General features: G+C 72.1%; 15 protein-coding genes. 7 read left to right on the top strand and 8 right to left on the bottom strand.

The features are described 5' to 3' along the window. Positions 1-53 precede the first annotated feature (53 nt). Positions 54-1,139 (bottom strand): ABC transporter ATP-binding protein, encoded by a 1,086-nt coding sequence (locus AB0M16_RS00265; RefSeq protein WP_365337085.1) that lies wholly within the window; start codon positions 1,137-1,139, stop codon positions 54-56. A gap of 81 nt (positions 1,140-1,220) precedes the next feature. On the opposite strand from AB0M16_RS00265, the gene AB0M16_RS00260 reads away from it, so the two are divergent. Next, on the top strand, positions 1,221-1,955 hold the full coding sequence (locus AB0M16_RS00260; protein WP_365337083.1) for a GntR family transcriptional regulator: 735 nt from the start codon (positions 1,221-1,223) through the stop codon (positions 1,953-1,955). Between the two features lie 160 nt (positions 1,956-2,115). Here the strand turns inward: AB0M16_RS00260 and AB0M16_RS00255 are convergent, their stop codons facing one another. Further along, a complete protein-coding gene (locus AB0M16_RS00255) occupies positions 2,116-2,310 on the bottom strand; it encodes a hypothetical protein (RefSeq protein ID WP_365337081.1) in 195 nt (64 codons plus the stop codon). Between the two features lie 123 nt (positions 2,311-2,433). On the opposite strand from AB0M16_RS00255, the gene AB0M16_RS00250 reads away from it, so the two are divergent. Continuing rightward, on the top strand, positions 2,434-4,074 hold the full coding sequence (locus AB0M16_RS00250) for a DNA repair helicase XPB (RefSeq protein WP_365337079.1): 1,641 nt from the start codon (positions 2,434-2,436) through the stop codon (positions 4,072-4,074). A 100-nt stretch (positions 4,075-4,174) separates the two neighbouring features. On the opposite strand, the gene AB0M16_RS00245 is transcribed toward AB0M16_RS00250, so the two are convergent. The 3 genes from AB0M16_RS00245 to AB0M16_RS00235 form a co-directional block, all read right to left on the bottom strand. Further along, positions 4,175-4,297 (bottom strand): hypothetical protein, encoded by a 123-nt coding sequence (locus AB0M16_RS00245; RefSeq protein ID WP_365337077.1) that lies wholly within the window; start codon positions 4,295-4,297, stop codon positions 4,175-4,177. A 73-nt stretch (positions 4,298-4,370) separates the two neighbouring features. Beyond that, a complete protein-coding gene (locus AB0M16_RS00240) occupies positions 4,371-4,562 on the bottom strand; it encodes a hypothetical protein (protein ID WP_365337075.1) in 192 nt (63 codons plus the stop codon). A gap of 92 nt (positions 4,563-4,654) precedes the next feature. After that, the gene (locus AB0M16_RS00235) at positions 4,655-5,404 is read right to left on the bottom strand and encodes a TetR/AcrR family transcriptional regulator C-terminal domain-containing protein (protein WP_365337073.1); all 750 of its coding nucleotides are present in this window, start codon (positions 5,402-5,404) and stop codon (positions 4,655-4,657) included. A gap of 196 nt (positions 5,405-5,600) precedes the next feature. Here AB0M16_RS00235 and AB0M16_RS00230 point away from each other — a divergent pair, with 196 nt between their 5' ends. Further along, entirely contained in the window at positions 5,601-7,157 is a 1,557-nt protein-coding gene (locus tag AB0M16_RS00230) for an MFS transporter (RefSeq protein ID WP_365337071.1), read from the top strand. Between the two features lie 376 nt (positions 7,158-7,533). Then, entirely contained in the window at positions 7,534-9,567 is a 2,034-nt protein-coding gene (locus tag AB0M16_RS00225; RefSeq protein WP_365337069.1) for a UvrD-helicase domain-containing protein, read from the top strand. Between the two features lie 74 nt (positions 9,568-9,641). On the opposite strand, the gene AB0M16_RS00220 is transcribed toward AB0M16_RS00225, so the two are convergent. From AB0M16_RS00220 to AB0M16_RS00210, 3 genes are all read right to left on the bottom strand, one after another. Continuing rightward, positions 9,642-11,192: a phosphatidylinositol-specific phospholipase C domain-containing protein gene (locus AB0M16_RS00220; protein ID WP_365337067.1), complete on the bottom strand. Its 1,551-nt coding sequence runs from the start codon at positions 11,190-11,192 to the stop codon at positions 9,642-9,644. 152 nt (positions 11,193-11,344) lie between these two features. After that, positions 11,345-12,259 (bottom strand): aminoglycoside phosphotransferase family protein, encoded by a 915-nt coding sequence (locus tag AB0M16_RS00215; protein ID WP_365337065.1) that lies wholly within the window; start codon positions 12,257-12,259, stop codon positions 11,345-11,347. 233 nt (positions 12,260-12,492) lie between these two features. Next, positions 12,493-13,137, bottom strand: coding sequence for a dihydrofolate reductase family protein (locus tag AB0M16_RS00210; RefSeq protein WP_365337063.1), 645 nt, complete (start codon positions 13,135-13,137; stop codon positions 12,493-12,495). 323 nt (positions 13,138-13,460) lie between these two features. Here AB0M16_RS00210 and AB0M16_RS00205 point away from each other — a divergent pair, with 323 nt between their 5' ends. From AB0M16_RS00205 to AB0M16_RS00195, 3 genes are read left to right on the top strand one after another with little or no spacing between them, the layout of a single operon-like run. Beyond that, positions 13,461-14,132 (top strand): DUF4097 family beta strand repeat-containing protein, encoded by a 672-nt coding sequence (locus AB0M16_RS00205; protein ID WP_365337061.1) that lies wholly within the window; start codon positions 13,461-13,463, stop codon positions 14,130-14,132. Positions 14,133-14,165: 33 nt separating this feature from the next. Beyond that, positions 14,166-15,128, top strand: coding sequence for an ATP-binding cassette domain-containing protein (locus tag AB0M16_RS00200; RefSeq protein ID WP_365337059.1), 963 nt, complete (start codon positions 14,166-14,168; stop codon positions 15,126-15,128). Beyond that, positions 15,125-15,907, top strand: coding sequence for an ABC transporter permease (locus AB0M16_RS00195; RefSeq protein WP_365337057.1), 783 nt, complete (start codon positions 15,125-15,127; stop codon positions 15,905-15,907). The genes AB0M16_RS00200 and AB0M16_RS00195 overlap by 4 nt, the downstream gene beginning before the upstream one ends. Positions 15,908-15,988: the final 81 nt, after the last annotated feature.

Below are 15,988 nucleotides of genomic sequence, written 5' to 3'. Positions count from 1 at the left end.
CCGCCCGAGGGGCGGCTCGCGCCACCGGTCCAGTTGTCGCGCGAGCCGCGGTCTCAGGCGGCGCGGGCCGCGACGAGGACCGGGCGCTCGCGCGGGGTCACCGTCACAGCATCCCCCGCCGCGAGGGCGGCCGCCTCATGGGTGGGCAGATCCGCCTTGACCTCGGTGGCGTCGGCGAGCCGTACGGTCAGCCGGGTGGTCGCCCCGAGGAAGGCCGTCGCCACGATCCTGGCCGAGCACGCGCCCTCCGTGGTGACCCGCAGGTCCTCGGGCCGCACGAGCACGTCGACCTCGCCCGCCGCGGGGGCCTCGCCGTCGACGGGGAGCCGGCGGCCGAGCACGTCGACGGTGCTGCCGTCGAGGTGCCCGGGGATCCGGCTCATGGTGCCGACGAACTCGGCGACGAAGGCCGTCGCCGGGCGCCCGTACAGCTCGGCGGGCGGGGCGCACTGCTCGAGACGGCCGGCCCGCATCACGGCGACCCGGTCGGCCATGGACAGCGCCTCCTCCTGGTCGTGCGTCACGAAGAGGGTGGTGATGCCGAGTTCGCGCTGGATGCGGCGGATCTCGTCGCGCAGGGTGAGCCGCACCTTGGCGTCGAGCGCCGACAGCGGCTCGTCGAGGAGCAGGACGCGGGGGCGCAGGGCGAGCGCGCGGGCGAGCGCGACGCGCTGCTGCTGGCCGCCGGACAGCTGGTGGGGGTAGCGGCCGCCCTTGTCGCCGAGGCCGACGAGTTCCAGCAACTCGGCCGCCTGCCGGTGCCGTTCGGCCTTGCCGACCTTGCGCATGCGCAGCCCGAAGGCCACGTTGTCGACGCAGTCGAGGTGGGGGAAGAGGCTGTACGACTGGAAGACCATGCCCGCGTCGCGCCGGTGGGCGGGCACCTGGGTGATGTCCTGGCCGTCGACGAGCACCGCGCCGGAGTCGGGGGTCTCGAAGCCGGCGAGCATGCGCAGGGCGGTGGTCTTGCCGCAGCCGGAGGGGCCGAGCAGGGCGAGCAGCTCGCCGGGTGCGACGGTCATGTCGAGCCCGGCGAGGGCGGTGGTCGCCCCGAACTGCCGGCGCAGGCCCCGGAACTCGACGGTCGCGGCCTCGGCGGCGACGGCGCCGGTCGTGACGTCGGTGGTGGTGACGGTCATGGTTATCCCTTGGCGGTACGGGTGCGGCGGGCGCCGGGGGCGCGGCCGCCGGCCCCGGCGAGGGCCAGGAGCAGCACCCAGGTGACGAGGAGACTGAGCACGGAGACGGCCACGGACATCTGGGCCTGCGAGCCCGACCCGGTCGGCGCCCGGCTGCCCGCCGAGACCGAACTCGCCGCCCAGTACGGCGTGTCCCGCGGCACCGTCCGCCAGGCCGTCGCCGCCCTGACCGCCGAGGGCCTCATCGGCTCCCGGCAGGGCGCCCGCCGGGTGGTGCTGGCCGGCCGGCGCAGCCAGAGCTTCGCCGAGCTGCGCAGCTTCGCCCAGTGGGCGCAGGCGATAGGCCGCGAGGCCACCGGCCACGTCGTCGCCCAGGAGTACCGCCCGGCCACCCCGGAGGACGCCGCCCGCCTCCACCTCGCCGAGGGCGTCCCGCTGCTCAACGTGCTGCGCGTCCGCGGCCTCGACGGCGAGCCGGTCCTGGTCGAGCGCACGGTCTACGCCGACTGGATCTCCCCGGCGGTCGAGGCCATCGCCCCCGACTGCGCCTCGGTCACCCAGCGCCTCTACGACGAGACGGGCCTGGTCTTCGCCCACGGCGAGCACGTCATCGACGCGGTCGCCGCCGGCGCCCAGGACGCCGTCCTCCTCGCCGTTCGCCGCACCAGCCCCCTGCTGCGCGTCCGCCGCGTCACCACCACCCACGACGGTCGCCCCGTCGAATGGTCCGACGACCGCTACCGCCCGGACGCGGTGAGCTTCACGGTCCACAACGCGATCGGCCACAACGCGCTGGTGCGGACGACGGCGGGGTGAGCGGGGCGCGAGACGGGGCGGGCGGCAACGGCGACGCCCCCTGTCACCGGCGCTTCGGGCTCACCGACGCTTCAGGCTGACCGTCGCTTCGGGCTCACCGACGCTTCAGGCTGACCGGCGCTTCGGGCTCACCGACGCTTCGGGCTGACCGGCTTCGGGCTCACCGACGCTTCGGGCTGACCAGCGCCCCGGGGGCGACCTCGACCGGGAACGGCTTCTCGATCAACGTGCGCCGGGCGGCCTCGGCCCCGAGCGCTTCCCCCATCAATTCACGACGTACCCCGCGGTCCTCCCCCAGCGCCAGGATCTCCTCCGTCGTCCAGGGCCCGTAGTGTGGATCGTGCGCGACGCTCATCTCGCCACCTCCCTCTCGGCAGTCCGTCCCGTTCAGGGTGGCAGCCCCCACCGACATCGGCCGGCATCGGGCAGACTGGATGTTTGGCCACTTTCGGCCCGCGTGGAAGGGGATGCACGACACGTGAATGGTCCACTCATCGTCCAGAGTGACAAAACGCTCCTGCTGGAGGTCGACCACGAGCAGGCCGAGGCCTGTCGGCGGGCCATCGCGCCGTTCGCCGAGCTGGAGCGGGCGCCCGAGCACATCCACACGTACCGGGTGACCCCGCTCGGGCTGTGGAACGCGCGGGCGGCCGGGCACGACGCCGAGCAGGTCGTGGACGCGCTGGTGGAGTTCTCGCGCTACCCGGTGCCGCACGCGCTGCTCGTGGACGTCGCCGAGACCATGGCGCGCTACGGGCGCCTGACGCTGTCGAAGCACCCCACGCACGGGCTCGTGCTCACCAGCACCGACCGGCCGGTGCTGGAGGAGGTGCTGCGCTCGAAGAAGGTGCAGCCGCTGGTCGGGCAGCGGATCGACGAGGACACCGTCGCCGTGCACCCCTCGGAGCGCGGTCAGATCAAGCAGACCCTGCTCAAGCTGGGCTGGCCCGCCGAGGACCTCGCCGGTTACGTCGACGGCGAGGCGCACCGGATCGACCTCGCCGAGGACGGCTGGTCCCTGCGGCCGTACCAGCAGCACGCCGTCGAGGGCTTCTGGCACGGCGGCTCGGGCGTCGTCGTGCTGCCCTGCGGCGCCGGCAAGACGCTGGTCGGCGCCGGCGCGATGGCCAAGGCCAAGGCGACCACGCTGATCCTGGTGACCAACACCGTCTCGGCCCGCCAGTGGAAGCACGAGCTGGTCAAGCGGACCTCGCTCACCGAGGACGAGATCGGCGAGTACAGCGGGACGCGCAAGGAGATCCGGCCCGTCACCATCGCCACGTACCAGGTGCTGACGACGCGCCGGAAGGGCATCTACCCCCACCTGGAGCTCTTCGACTCCCGCGACTGGGGGCTCATCGTCTACGACGAGGTGCACCTGCTGCCGGCCCCCGTCTTCAAGTTCACCGCCGACCTGCAGGCCCGGCGGCGGCTCGGCCTGACCGCGACGCTGGTGCGCGAGGACGGGCGCGAGTCCGACGTCTTCTCGCTGATCGGCCCCAAGCGCTTCGACGCGCCGTGGAAGGAGATCGAGGCGCAGGGCTACATCGCGCCCGCCGACTGCGTCGAGGTGCGGGTCGACCTCACCGACTCGGAGCGGCTCGCGTACGCGACGGCCGAGCCGGAGGAGAAGTACCGCTTCTGCGCCACCACGGCGACCAAGCGGCGGGTCACCGAGGCCCTGGTGAAGAAGTTCGCCGGCCAGCAGATCCTCGTCATCGGCCAGTACATCGACCAGCTCGACGAGCTCGGCGAGCACCTGGACGCCCCGGTGATCAAGGGCGAGACGTCGAACGCGCAGCGCGAGAAGCTCTTCGACGCCTTCCGCAACGGCGAGATCAGCGTGCTCGTCGTCTCCAAGGTCGCGAACTTCTCGATCGACCTGCCCGAGGCGACGGTCGCCATCCAGGTCTCCGGCACCTTCGGCTCCCGCCAGGAGGAGGCCCAGCGCCTCGGCCGCGTGCTGCGCCCGAAGGCCGACGGCCACCAGGCGCACTTCTACTCGGTCGTCGCCCGCGACACCATCGACCAGGACTTCGCCGCCCACCGGCAGCGCTTCCTGGCCGAGCAGGGCTACGCGTACCGGATCGTGGACGCGAGCGAGCTGCTCGCGCCCTGAGCGGCGGCTCACCCGAGCGGTGAGCGGCCGTGGGGCCCGCCCGGATGCTCCGGTCGGGCCCCTTCCGCGCGGGGGCGGGCCCCTTCCGCGTCGGCCGTCCTCAGCCCGCCGGGTTGAGGACGATCTTCGCCTGGTCGTTGCGCGGGTTCGGGTCGAAGGCGAGCGGCGTGTCACCGTACGGCGGCTTCAGCGCCACATTCATGATCTCCTCGTTCGTCGTCACGGCGGTGCGTCGTTACGGCGGTGCGGTGAGGAGACCTACGGGGAGGGGGAAGGTGGCGCCCGATCGGCGCTGTTCAGGCGCTGTTCAGGTGCGCGGGGCGGGGGTCGCGGACACCGGCGCGTCCGTCGTGGTCCTCGTACGAGCCGAGCAGGACGACGCCGACGGCGGCTGCGCCGAAGGCCCGTATCGCGCGGAGTCCGAAGGCGAGGCGGTGCGGGAGGGTGGTGGCGGCGGTGGACGCGGGGGTGAGGGTGGTGGCGGTCATGCAACCATCATCCGAAACGGACATTCCGAACACATCGACCTGCGGGTGGAGCCAGGGTCCACCTTGAGGCAGACCCCGACCCCTACGGGTCCTCACTCGACGGTCGGAGCCCCCGCCCCCAGGCGCAGCGCCAGGCCGTCGAGCATGACGTCCAGGCCGTAGGCGAACTTGGCGTCGCGCATGACGGACGGGTCGAACTCCCGGACCGCGGCCTCGGCATAGGCGTCGGCCAGGTGTTCCCGGCCCTCCGCGGCCTGCTGGGCGGCGGGCATCAGGCGGGCGATGAAGCCGGCCTCCGTCTCGCCGGACCTGGCCACGGTGGTCAGCCAGGCCGCCTCGCTGCTGCTCATGCCGACCACGTAGGCGATGAGGGCGTCGATCGCGCGCGCGGGCTCGGGGAAGCCCGCGTCGACGAACAGGGCCGCCAGCCGCTCGGAGAACGCCATCAGGTTGGGGCCGAGGTAGGCCAGGCCGGCCTGGCCGAGCACGGAGGAGAGCCACGGGTGGCGCAGGGCCGTCGCCCGGAAGGACCCGGCGGCCTCGACGGCCGCCTCCCGCCAGCCCGCGGAGCCGACCGGCGGTACGTCGATCTCCCCGAAGACCTGGTCCACGGCGAGTTCCATCAGCTCGTCCTTGGTGGCGACATGGCGGTAGAGGGAGGTCGCTCCGGCGTTCAGCCGGGCGGCCAGCTTCCGCATGCTCAGCGCCTCGGTGCCGTCCGCGTCCAGCATGGCGATCGCCTCGCGGACGATCGCCTCCTGGGACAGCGCGGGCTGCTCCGCCTCGCGCGCCCGGCGGGCCCAGACGGACGGGATGGGCTGCTGCTTCTTCTCGGCGGCCATCGGCCCGCCTCCTTTGCGTACGTCGTGCACATCAAGCGTACAGACTTCAGGACTTGCGAACACTGTACGCATGAGCGTACGGTGTTCGCATCGCCCGGAACAGTGTGCGCACCATCCGGAACGGTGTACGCACCGAAGTGCCGAAGTCCCGAAGATCCGTAGCCCCGAAGTCCCGAAGTCCGGAAAGGACACCCCGATGAGAGCCGCAGCCGCAGGCCCCGAGCCCCGCAGTCCGCACCGCTGGTGGATCCTGATCGTGCTGTGCCTCAGCACGCTGGTCCTGGTCGTCGACAGCATGGCGCTGACCGTCGCCGTACCGGCCATGACCGAGGACATCGGCGCGAGCCCCCAGCAGATCCAGTGGATCCTCGACTCCTACGTGCTGGTCTTCGCCGGCCTGCTGCTGACCTCCGGGAGCCTCGGCGACCGCTTCGGCCGCCGCAAGGTGATGATCATCGGACTGCTCCTCTTCGGAGCGGCCTCACTGGCCGCGGTCTTCTGCACCACCCCCGGCGAGGTCATCGCCGTCCGCGTGGCCATGGGCGTCGGGGGTGCGCTGATCATGCCGTCGACCCTGTCGATCCTCATCACCGTCTTCGACGAGGAGGAGCGCCCGAAGGCGATGGCCGCCTGGGGTTCGGTGTCGATGCTCGGTCTGGTCGGCAGCCCGGTGCTCGGCGGCGTCCTGATCGACCACTTCTCCTGGCACTCGATCTTCTTCATCAACGTCCCGGTCGTCGTCCTCGCCGTCGCCGCCGGTCTGCTCCTGATGCCCGAGTCCAAGGCCCCCTGGCAGAAGCCCGACCCGCTCGGCGCCGTCCTCTCCGCCGTCGGCATGACCGCCCTGGTCTGGTGGATCATCGAGATCCCGCAGCACGGCGCCTTCGAGGGCCGCGGCCTCGTCACCCTGGCCGTCGCAGTCGCCGCCCTGACCGGCTTCGTGATCTGGGAGAACGTCACGGCCTCGCCGATGGTCCCGCTGGTCCTCTTCCGGCACCGCGACTTCAGCGGCGGTTCGCTCTCGCTCGCCCTGGTCCAGATCGGCAACGGCGGTCTGCTCCTGGTCCTCACCCAGTACCTCCAGTCCGTCCTCGGCTACTCCCCCGTCAAGGCCGGTCTCGCCTTCACCCCGCTGGCCGTGGCCGCGCTCATCGGCAACGGTGTCGGCGCGAAGCTCGCCTCCAAGGCCGGCCACCGCGCCCTGATCCTCACCGGCATGCTCCTGATGGCCGGCTCCTTCGGACTCCTGACCACCGTCACGACCGACAGCGGCTTCACCGTCCCCGCCCTCGCCCTCGGCCTGCTCGGCCTCGGCGCCGGCACGGCCATGCCGGCCGCGGTCGGCGCGCTGATGAGCACCATCCCGGCCGACAAGGCGGGCGTCGGCTCCGCCCTCAACGACACGATCCAGCAGGCCGGCACCGCGCTCGGCATCGCCATCCTGGGCTCGCTGCTCACCAGCACCTTCTCCGCGAAGATGCCGGCCGGCGCCCCGGAGCAGGCCAAGCAGTCGATCAGCGGTGCACTGGCCGCCGCCCGGAACGACGCGGGCCTGGCCCACGCCGCCAAGGAGGCCTTCACCTCCGCGATGTCCACCACGCTCACCGTCAGCGCCGTCGGCGTCCTGGCCGCCGCGCTGCTCGCGGTCGTGGTCATGCGGGGCGGGAAGAACGCGACCCCGGCGGAGACGGAGACGGCCCGGGACGCGCAGGAGGGCGCCGAGCGCGAGGACGAGGTCGTACCGGCCGCCTGAGGCACATCCCGCACAGCACACCGTTCCGCGCGGCGAGGCCGGCACCCGAAAGGGCGCCGGCCTCGCCGCGTCACCGGGGGGTCGGCCTCCGCGCGTCACCGTGAGTCTCCGCGCGTCCCGGCGGCCTGCCTCGCCGCGTCACCGGGGTCGGCCTCCGCGCGCGGGGCGGAGCGCGCGGGCGGGAGCCGCCGCCCGGAGCCGCCGGCCGGAGGCGCCGGCCGGTCGCCCCGCCGGCGAGGGAAATCCGTTCGCGCGCGGGAGGACCGTGGGGCTACACTCGCCTGCTTCCCCGCCTCCCGCTCGTGGAGCGCTGCCGTCCGGTCGGAAACCGGCGGCCACCTTGACGTGTCCGCGTACCCGACCCGGAGGCTTCACCGTGTCCGTAACGTCCCCAGCAGACGATCCGCTCGCGCGGGAGCGTGCGCACCTCACCGAGTCACGCGCCGCCCTGCGCGCGATGCGGGAGGACGTGGAGTCGCTCGACATCAAGGACGTCACCGCCAACTGGGTCAACTCGGTCGTCCTCACCCGCCAGATCGAGGAGCGCATCAAGGCGCTCGCCGACCTCGCCGACACGCCCCTGTTCTTCGGTCGGCTCGACTACCTGCACACCACGCAGGAGGGCCAGCGCTTCTACATCGGCCGACGGCACGTGCACGACGCCGTCGGCGACCCGATGGTGATCGACTGGCGTGCGCCGGTCTCGCAGCCGTTCTACCGGGCGTCGAAGAAGGACCCGCAGGACGTCGGGCTGCGCCGCCGGTTCGGCTACACGGGCGGCGACCTCACCGCGTACGAGGACGAGCACCTCTCCGATCCTCAGGAGCTGGAACGGACCAGCCGGCTGCTCCAGGCCGAGATCGAGCGGCCCCGCGTCGGCCCGATGCGGGACATCGTCGCGACCATCCAGCCCGAGCAGGACGAGATCGTCCGCTCCGACCTGTCGGGAACGATCTGCGTCCAGGGAGGCCCGGGCACCGGAAAGACGGCCGTGGGCCTGCACCGTGTCGCGTACCTGCTGTACGCCCACCGGGAACGCCTCGCCCGCACCGGCACGCTCGTCATCGGACCGAACCGCTCCTTCCTCCACTACATCGAGCAGGTGCTCCCGGCCCTGGGTGAGCTGGAGGTGCAGCAGGCGACGGTGGACGACCTCGTCGCGCACGTCGAGGTGCGCGGTACGGACGAGGCGGCGACCGCCGTCGTCAAGGGCGACGCCCGGATGGCCGAGGTGCTGCGGCGGGCGGTCCGGTCGCACGTGACGCTGCCGACGGAGCCGCTGATGGTGGTGCGCGGCTCGCGTCGCTGGCGCGTACCGGCGTACGAACTGGAAGAGATCGTGCGCGAGTTGACGGAACGCGACATCCGGTACGGGGCGGCTCGGGAGGCCCTGCCGCAGCGCATCGCGCACGCCGTGCTCGTACGGATGGAGCAGGCGGGCGAGGCGCCCGACGACCGGGTGCAGAACGCGGTCGCGCGCAACGCGGCGGTCAAGGCCGTCGTGAAGGAGTGCTGGCCGGAGGTGGAGCCGGCCAAGCTGGTCCTGCGCCTGCTGGGCGACGCCGAGTTCCTGGCGGAGCACGCGGCGGGGATCCTCGACGACGAGGAGCAGAAGCTCCTTCTGTGGGCGAAGCCGTACCGGAGCGTGAAGACGGCGAAGTGGTCGGCGGCCGACGCGGTCCTCGTCGACGAGGCACGGGACCTGGTGGAGCGCACCCACTCGCTCGGCCATGTGGTCCTCGACGAGGCGCAGGACCTCTCGCCCATGCAGTACCGGGCGGTCGGGCGGCGCTGCACGACGGGTTCGGCGACCGTCCTCGGCGACCTCGCCCAGGGCACCACCCCGTGGGCCACCGCCGACTGGACGCAGGCGCTCGCGCACCTGGGCAAGCCCCAGGCGGTCGTGGAGGAGCTGACGGCCGGCTTCCGCGTGCCGCGCGAGGTCATCGCGTACGCCTCGCGGCTGCTGCCGCACATGTCGCCGGGGCTGGCGCCGGTGGAGTCGGTGCGGGAGAACCCGGGCTCGCTGGAGGTGCGGCGGACGGCCCCGGAGGCGCTGGACGCGGACGTGGTCGCGGCCTGCGTCGCGGCCCTGGCGCACGAGGGCTCGATCGGCCTGATCGCCGCGGACGCGCGGATCGCCCCGCTGGCCGAGGCCCTGGGGGCCGCCGGCCTCGCCCACCTGTCGCCCGGCGAGGAGACCACCGCCGCGTCCCGCCTGACCCTGGTGCCGGCCTCGCTGGCGAAGGGCCTGGAGTACGACTACGTCGTCCTGGACGAGCCGGCCGCCGTGGTCGACGGCGAACCGGACGAGCGCACCGGCCTGCGGCGCCTGTACGTGGCGCTGACCCGCGCGGTCTCCGGCCTGACGGTCGTTCACGCGACGGACCTCCCAGCGCAGTTGGGCTAGCCGACCGGCGGGATCCGGGTCGCCCCGGCAGCACCGCTGCCGGGGCGACCGTGATCAGACGGCGGGGCCGGCCGTCACTTCGGGCAGGTGTCCTGGGTGACCTTGCCGCCCGAGGTGGCGGCGGTGGCCGGGTCCACCGACAGGCACAGGCCCGTCCAGTTGTTGACGAACCTGTAGGCCGCCCTGCGCTCGCCCGCCACCTCGACGGAGGTCGGAACGACGTTCCACATCTGGCTGCCCGAGAACCAGCGGGTCTCGCAGTCCCACCAGAACAGCTGGGTACCGGCCCCCGGCGGGGTGCCGTTGTTGTACGGGACCGTCAGGCACTTGCCGTTGCTCGCCTTGATCCAGTAGTAGCCCTTGCCGTCGAACGAGGAGGGGCGCTCGGCCCCCCACTGGTGGCTGCTGGGCGCAGTCGACTGGCACGCGCGCTGGGTGACCAGGCCCCCCGTCCTGGAACTGTCGAACTCGGGCCCGCGCACCATGCACCGGCCGTACTTGGTGTCGGCATACGTCTTGTCGGCCCTGACCTGCCAGATCGCCTGGTGGCCGGCCGTGACGAGTTGGCCCTGGTTGCGGGCGATGATGTTGTCCACCAGGGCCCAGCCGGGGAAGTCCATCATGACGACGCCGAGGTGCCCGTTGCCGCCACCGTTGTTCAGGTACTGCATGAACCGGTAGTTGACGCCGTGAACGGCGGGCTGCTGGTTGTGCCACCCCCAACCGCCCGCGAACATGGCCGGCGAGAGGTCGGGAACGGTGGACGCGGAGGTGTACGTCACGAACATCTCACCGCTGCCGTCGCGGACCGCCCGCTCGATGTTGTCCCTGACGTACCCCCACTTCTTCTCCGGGTGGGAGGCGTTCCAGGTGTCCTCCTTGTGGTCGTTGAAGGTCCTGATCCCGTAGTCGTCGACGTCGAGCCCGTCGAAGCTGCCCAGCACGATCTTTCCGCGGACCTGCGAGAGCCGGGGGACCCCCGTCCTGCCCTTGGCGACCGACGGGCTGTAGAAGAGGCCGGGGTACCGGGACACGTAGCTGCCGAAGATCTCTTCGAGCCTCCTGCTGTCGACCGTGTCCGGGTCGTTCTTGCAGTCGAAGGCGCCGCCGCCGCTACGAGGACACTCGGCCCTCAGCCGCATCACGATCGTCTCGCCCTTGTGCTGGCCGAGGAAGGCCTGCGCCTTGCTCAGGACGTCGTCGAAGTTGGCCTGCTGGTAGGCCGAGCCGTGATGGACCACGAAGTAGCGGTTCTCCGTGACGCGGACCCGTATGTCGATGGCGCGGATCCCTCGTTCCAGCTGCGCCGTCAGGGTGTTCGCGCTGTCCCCGAAGTCCTCCTGCGTCTGCGCGGCCGGGCCCCCGTGGATGGAGAGCGTGTCGTGGGTGCCGGGCAGGGACACCGCCGCGAGCCACGTGTCGCTCGCGAGGCCCTTCATCCAGTCGGCCCGGTTCGCCGGCCCGAGATTGCTGTAGGCGTCGGTGTAGGTCGTCCCGCTCGCCACGGCGGGACCGGTCGGAAACAGTGCCGCACCCGCGGCGACACAGGCCGTCACGAGGCGCGCCAGCCGGCGCGCGTGGCGTCGCGGCCCGCCGCGGACATCGCGGGAGGAGGATCGAGACATGGGACTCCTGTCCGGGATCAACGGCGGTGGTCAGCCGCCGTGACGGATCGCGACGGTGGTCGGCCGCCGCGACGGATCACACCGGTTCGACGGTGCGGGCCCCAGGCTCCTCCCCCGCCCTGCCGTACCGCTGCCGCCCCGCTTGCGTCCCGCTAACGGCCGGCGGACGGGGCCGCCCGGCCGGGCAGCGGCGCGTACTCCGGCAGGGCCTGGGTCCAGGAGCGGTGGGCGACGTCGGCGAGGACCGGGTTCTTCCCCCGGTAGTAGTGCTCCGTCACGATCCCCCAGCACAGCGCCCAGCCGCGCCCGCGCGCCCAGGTCGCGTCGTCGACCTGGGCGGCCTCGCGGAAGAGGGGCCGGGTCTCCGGGGTGAACAGGGTCCAGGCGGCCATCATGTCGCAGGCAGGATCGCCGACGCCGAGGGCACCGAAGTCGATGACGGCGCTGAGACGTCCGTCGCGGGTGAGCAGATTGCCGGGGAGCAGGTCGCCGTGGATCCAGACCGGCTCGTCCTCCCACTGCGGCAGCCGGAGCACCGACTCCCAGGCCACGGTGGCCAGTTCACCGTCGAGCGTCCCGTCGTCGGCGAGGTCCCGCAGGGCCCCGGCCATGGCTCCGCCCTCCCATGCGGTGACGGGCCCGCTGCGGGGGGACACGGGTCCCCCGGCCGCGTCGGCCTCCCTCAGCATGGCGCCGAAGCGCCCCAACTCCACGGCGGCCTGCGCGAGATCCTCCACCGGCGCGGTGTAGGCGTCCCGCCCGTCCAGCCACTCGTACACGGACCACGACTGCCCGAACCCCTCCCCGGGCAGTCCGGCCCCGACGGGCACGGGCACGGCCAGCGGCAGTCCCGGCGCGATCCTCGGCAGCCAGCGCTGCTCCTTCTCCACGTGTCCCACCGCCCAGTCCGCCTTGGGCAGCCGCACGACGAGCCCGTCGCCGAGCCGGAACATCGCGTTGTCGGTCCCGGCGGAGGCGACCTCTCGTACGGGGAGCCCGGACCACTGCGGGAACTGGGCGGCGACCAGCCGGCGTACGAGACTCGCGTCGAGGGGAGTGGATGTCATGCGCGGGAGGCTAACGGCGGCGCGGCCCGAGTCGCCACGGCTTATTCCGCTCACTCCGCGGGGGCCTCGGCAGCCGACCGGGAAGCCCCGCCCGCACCTGCCACCCCTCCGCCGCCCCTCGCCCGTGCCCGGTCACGGAACCGGACCACGGCGCCCACCAGCACCGCCCCGCCCCGTCACCGCGCGGCGCGGCGCGCGGTGACACCGCGCCGACTCCCTGGTGGGCGCCCGCGTCACCTCCGCCAGAACAGGTGGTGCGTCACGCCGCTGGGGCTGGGCACGACCTCCAGGTGGAACCGGTCGAGCAGCTCTTCGGGGGACTCCCAGAGCCGCAGTCCGGACCCGAGCTCGACCGGCGACACCGCCACGTGAAGGGTGTCGACGAGGTCGGCGTCGAGGAACTCCCGGACGGTGGTGACCCCTCCCCCGAGCCGGACGTCCTTGCCCTGCGCCGCTTCCCGTGCCCGCTCGAGGACCGTGGCGGGGTCGGCGTCGACGAAGTGGAACGTGGTGTCGGAGAGCGTGAACGAGGGACGCGTGTGGTGGGTCATGACGAACACCGGCGTACGGAACGGGGGCTCGTCGCCCCACCAGCCGCGCCACTCGTGGTCCTGCCAGGGCCCGCGCTGGGGTCCGAACTTGTTGCGGCCCATGATCTCGGCGCCGATGTTGCGGGCGAAGTCCCGCGTGAAGTAGTCGTCGAGCCCCCGGCTCCCTCCGGGATCCGTGCGCATGGGCCAGCTCGCCGTGGCACCGGCCCAGGCGAACAGCTCCTCGGGATGGTCGAAGCCGAAGGGCCTCTCGAGGCTCTGGTGCTCACCGGCAGCGACGCCGTCGCTCGAGACGTTGAAGTTCATGACTCTCAGCAGCTGATCCATGTGTCTCCTCGTCAGGTCCTGCCGCATCATCGCGCGGCGCGGCGCCGCACATCCTGACGTCGAACGGGACACGCCCGAATCGACAGCGGTCGGCCTCCCCTTTTCCGCGGGTGGCGTCCGCCGCATAGCGTTCACTCTTCACCTGTTGCAACGAGCGCGAGCGGGATGTTGCGTTAGATTCATAAGCGTTGCAACGATTTAAATACTCTGACCTGCACTTATATACTTCTCTCGCAACGAATCCGTTGCCCAGTTCTTGAACGCAACGTAGTGTTTCCGATGTCAGAAACGACGAGCGCAGCGCTCGGAACAAGGAGAACACCATGCAGAAGTTCGACACCCCCGCCCCGATCACCACCGTCCTCGACATCCCCGCCGGGCTCCTCACCTTCCTCGCCGGCGACCGGGCCGACACCACCGTCGAGGTCCTTCCCGCGAACGCCGCCAAGAGCCGTGACGTGAAGGCTGCGGAGCGGGTCGAGGTCCGGTACGCCGACGGTGAGCTGCGGATCGCGGTCCCGGACGGGGGGCACCGGATCCTGGGCGACTCCGGGTCCGTCCGGGTGACCGTACGGCTGCCGGCCGGCTCCCGGGTCGAGGCCAGGGCGGCGGCCGCCGAGCTCCGCGGCGAAGGGCCGCTCGGCGAGGTCGAGTTCGAGGGCGCGCAGGCGACCGTGACGATCGAGGACGCCGCGAGTGCCCGTCTCACCGTGCAGGCCGGCGACATCACGATCGGGCGCCTGGGCGGACCGGCCGAGATCAGCACCCAGGCCGGCGACCTCCGCGTCGTCGAGGCCGTCAGCGGCACCGTCACCCTGCGCACCTCGAAGGGCGACATCGAGGTGGGTGCCGCCCACGGGGTCTCGGCGACCCTCGACGCCGGCACCGCCCACGGCCGGATCCACAACGCCCTGCGGAACAGCGAGGGCGCCGGCGCCGGCCTGACCCTCCGGGCGACCACCGCCTACGGCGACATCACCGCCCGCAGCCTGTAACCGACCCCCGAAGCCCTCCAAGGAGAACCCCTCATGAGCAAGCCGGCCATCGCAGCGAGCGGGCTGCGCAAGTCCTACGGCGACAAGGTCGTGCTCGACGGCGTCGATCTGGCGGTCGAGGAAGGGACGGTCTTCTCCCTGCTCGGCCCCAACGGCGCCGGCAAGACCACCGTCGTCAAGATCCTCTCCACCCTCGTCTCCCCCGGGGCCGGCAGCGGGCCGATCAGCGTCGGCGGCCACGACCTCGCCGCCGACCCGCAGGCCGTGCGCTCCTCGATCGGCGTCACCGGGCAGTTCTCCGCCGTCGACGGCCTGATCACCGGCGAGGAGAACATGCTCCTGATGGCGGACCTGCACCACCTGTCCAGGAGCGAGGGGCGGCGGGTCACCGCCGAACTGCTGGAGCGCTTCGACCTCACGGAGGCCGCGAAGAAGCCGGCCTCCACCTACTCCGGCGGCATGAAGCGCCGCCTCGACATCGCCATGACCCTGGTCGGCGACCCGCGGATCATCTTCCTCGACGAGCCGACCACCGGCCTCGACCCGCGGTCCCGGCACAACATGTGGCAGATCATCCGCGAGCTCGTCACCGGCGGCGTGACCGTCTTCCTCACCACCCAGTACCTGGAGGAGGCGGACCAACTCGCCGACCGCATCGCGGTCCTGAACGACGGAAGGATCGCCGCCGAGGGCACCGCCGAGGAGCTCAAGCGGATGATCCCCGGCGGACACGTCCGGCTCCGCTTCACCGACCCCCTCGCCTATCAGCGTGCCGCCGGCGCCCTCTCCGGAGCCACGCGCGACGACGAGGCCCTCGCCCTGCAGATCGCCGGCGACGGCAGCCAGCGCGAACTGCGCGCCCTGCTCTCCCGGTTGGACTCGGCCGGGATCGAGGCCGACGAACTGACCGTGCACACCCCCGACCTCGACGACGTGTTCTTCGCCCTCACCGGCGCCGCCGCCGTCCCCGCCCAGTCCAAGGAGTCCGTCCGATGAGTTCCCTCTCCCTCGCCGTCCGCGACTCGAAGACGATGCTCCGGCGGAACCTGCTGCACGCCAGGCGCTACCCGTCGCTCACGCTGAACCTGCTGCTCACGCCGATCATGCTGCTGCTGCTCTTCGTCTACATCTTCGGCGACACCATGAGCGCGGGCATCGGGGGCGGCGACCGCGCCGACTACATCGCCTACCTCGTGCCCGGTCTGCTGCTGATGACCATCGGCAGCACCACCATCGGCACCGCGGTCTCCGTCTCCAACGACATGACCGAGGGCATCATCGCCCGCTTCCGCACCATGGCCATCCACCGCGGTTCGGTCCTCGTCGGACACGTCGTCGGCAGCGTCCTGCAGTCGGTCGCCAGCGTGGTCCTCGTCGGGGCCGTCGGCGTGGCGATCGGGTTCCGCTCCACGGACGCCACCGCCCTGGAGTGGCTGGCCGCCTTCGGGCTCCTCGTCCTCTTCGCCCTCGCGCTCACCTGGATCGCCGTCGGCATGGGGCTGATCAGCCCGAACGCGGAGGCCGCGAGCAACAACGCGATGCCGCTGATCTTCCTGCCGCTGATCTCCAGTGCCTTCGTCCCGGTCGACGCGATGCCGGGCTGGTTCCGGCCGATCGCCGAGTACCAGCCCTTCACCCCCGCCATCGAGACCCTGCGCGGGCTGCTCCTCGGCACCGAGATCGGCAACAACGGCTGGATCGCCGTCGCCTGGTGCCTCGGCCTCGCCGTCCTCGGCTACTTCTGGGCCACGTCGAAGTTCGACGACACGAAGTGAGCACCGTGACCGCGCCTCGAGGCGGCGTACCTTCCGACATCGCGTCGGGGTACGCCGCCTCCGGCGTTTCCGGGGCGCGCG

Source organism: Streptomyces sp. NPDC051921 (assembly GCF_040680975.1).
GTDB lineage: Bacteria > Actinomycetota > Actinomycetes > Streptomycetales > Streptomycetaceae > Streptomyces.
Note: the sequence above shows the minus strand (reverse complement) of the source record. Positions and strands in the feature narration are given on the sequence as shown.

Coding starts and splice junctions, on each gene's coding strand:
- AB0M16_RS00265 (WP_365337085.1), bottom strand. CDS start 1,139: ATGACCGTCACCACCACCGACGTCACGACCGGCGCCGTCGCCGCCGAG.
- AB0M16_RS00255 (WP_365337081.1), bottom strand. CDS start 2,310: ATGAGCGTCGCGCACGATCCACACTACGGGCCCTGGACGACGGAGGAG.
- AB0M16_RS00240 (WP_365337075.1), bottom strand. CDS start 4,562: ATGACCGCCACCACCCTCACCCCCGCGTCCACCGCCGCCACCACCCTC.
- AB0M16_RS00235 (WP_365337073.1), bottom strand. CDS start 5,404: ATGGCCGCCGAGAAGAAGCAGCAGCCCATCCCGTCCGTCTGGGCCCGC.
- AB0M16_RS00230 (WP_365337071.1), top strand. CDS start 5,601: ATGAGAGCCGCAGCCGCAGGCCCCGAGCCCCGCAGTCCGCACCGCTGG.
- AB0M16_RS00220 (WP_365337067.1), bottom strand. CDS start 11,192: ATGTCTCGATCCTCCTCCCGCGATGTCCGCGGCGGGCCGCGACGCCAC.
- AB0M16_RS00215 (WP_365337065.1), bottom strand. CDS start 12,259: ATGACATCCACTCCCCTCGACGCGAGTCTCGTACGCCGGCTGGTCGCC.
- AB0M16_RS00210 (WP_365337063.1), bottom strand. CDS start 13,137: ATGGATCAGCTGCTGAGAGTCATGAACTTCAACGTCTCGAGCGACGGC.
- AB0M16_RS00205 (WP_365337061.1), top strand. CDS start 13,461: ATGCAGAAGTTCGACACCCCCGCCCCGATCACCACCGTCCTCGACATC.
- AB0M16_RS00200 (WP_365337059.1), top strand. CDS start 14,166: ATGAGCAAGCCGGCCATCGCAGCGAGCGGGCTGCGCAAGTCCTACGGC.
- AB0M16_RS00195 (WP_365337057.1), top strand. CDS start 15,125: ATGAGTTCCCTCTCCCTCGCCGTCCGCGACTCGAAGACGATGCTCCGG.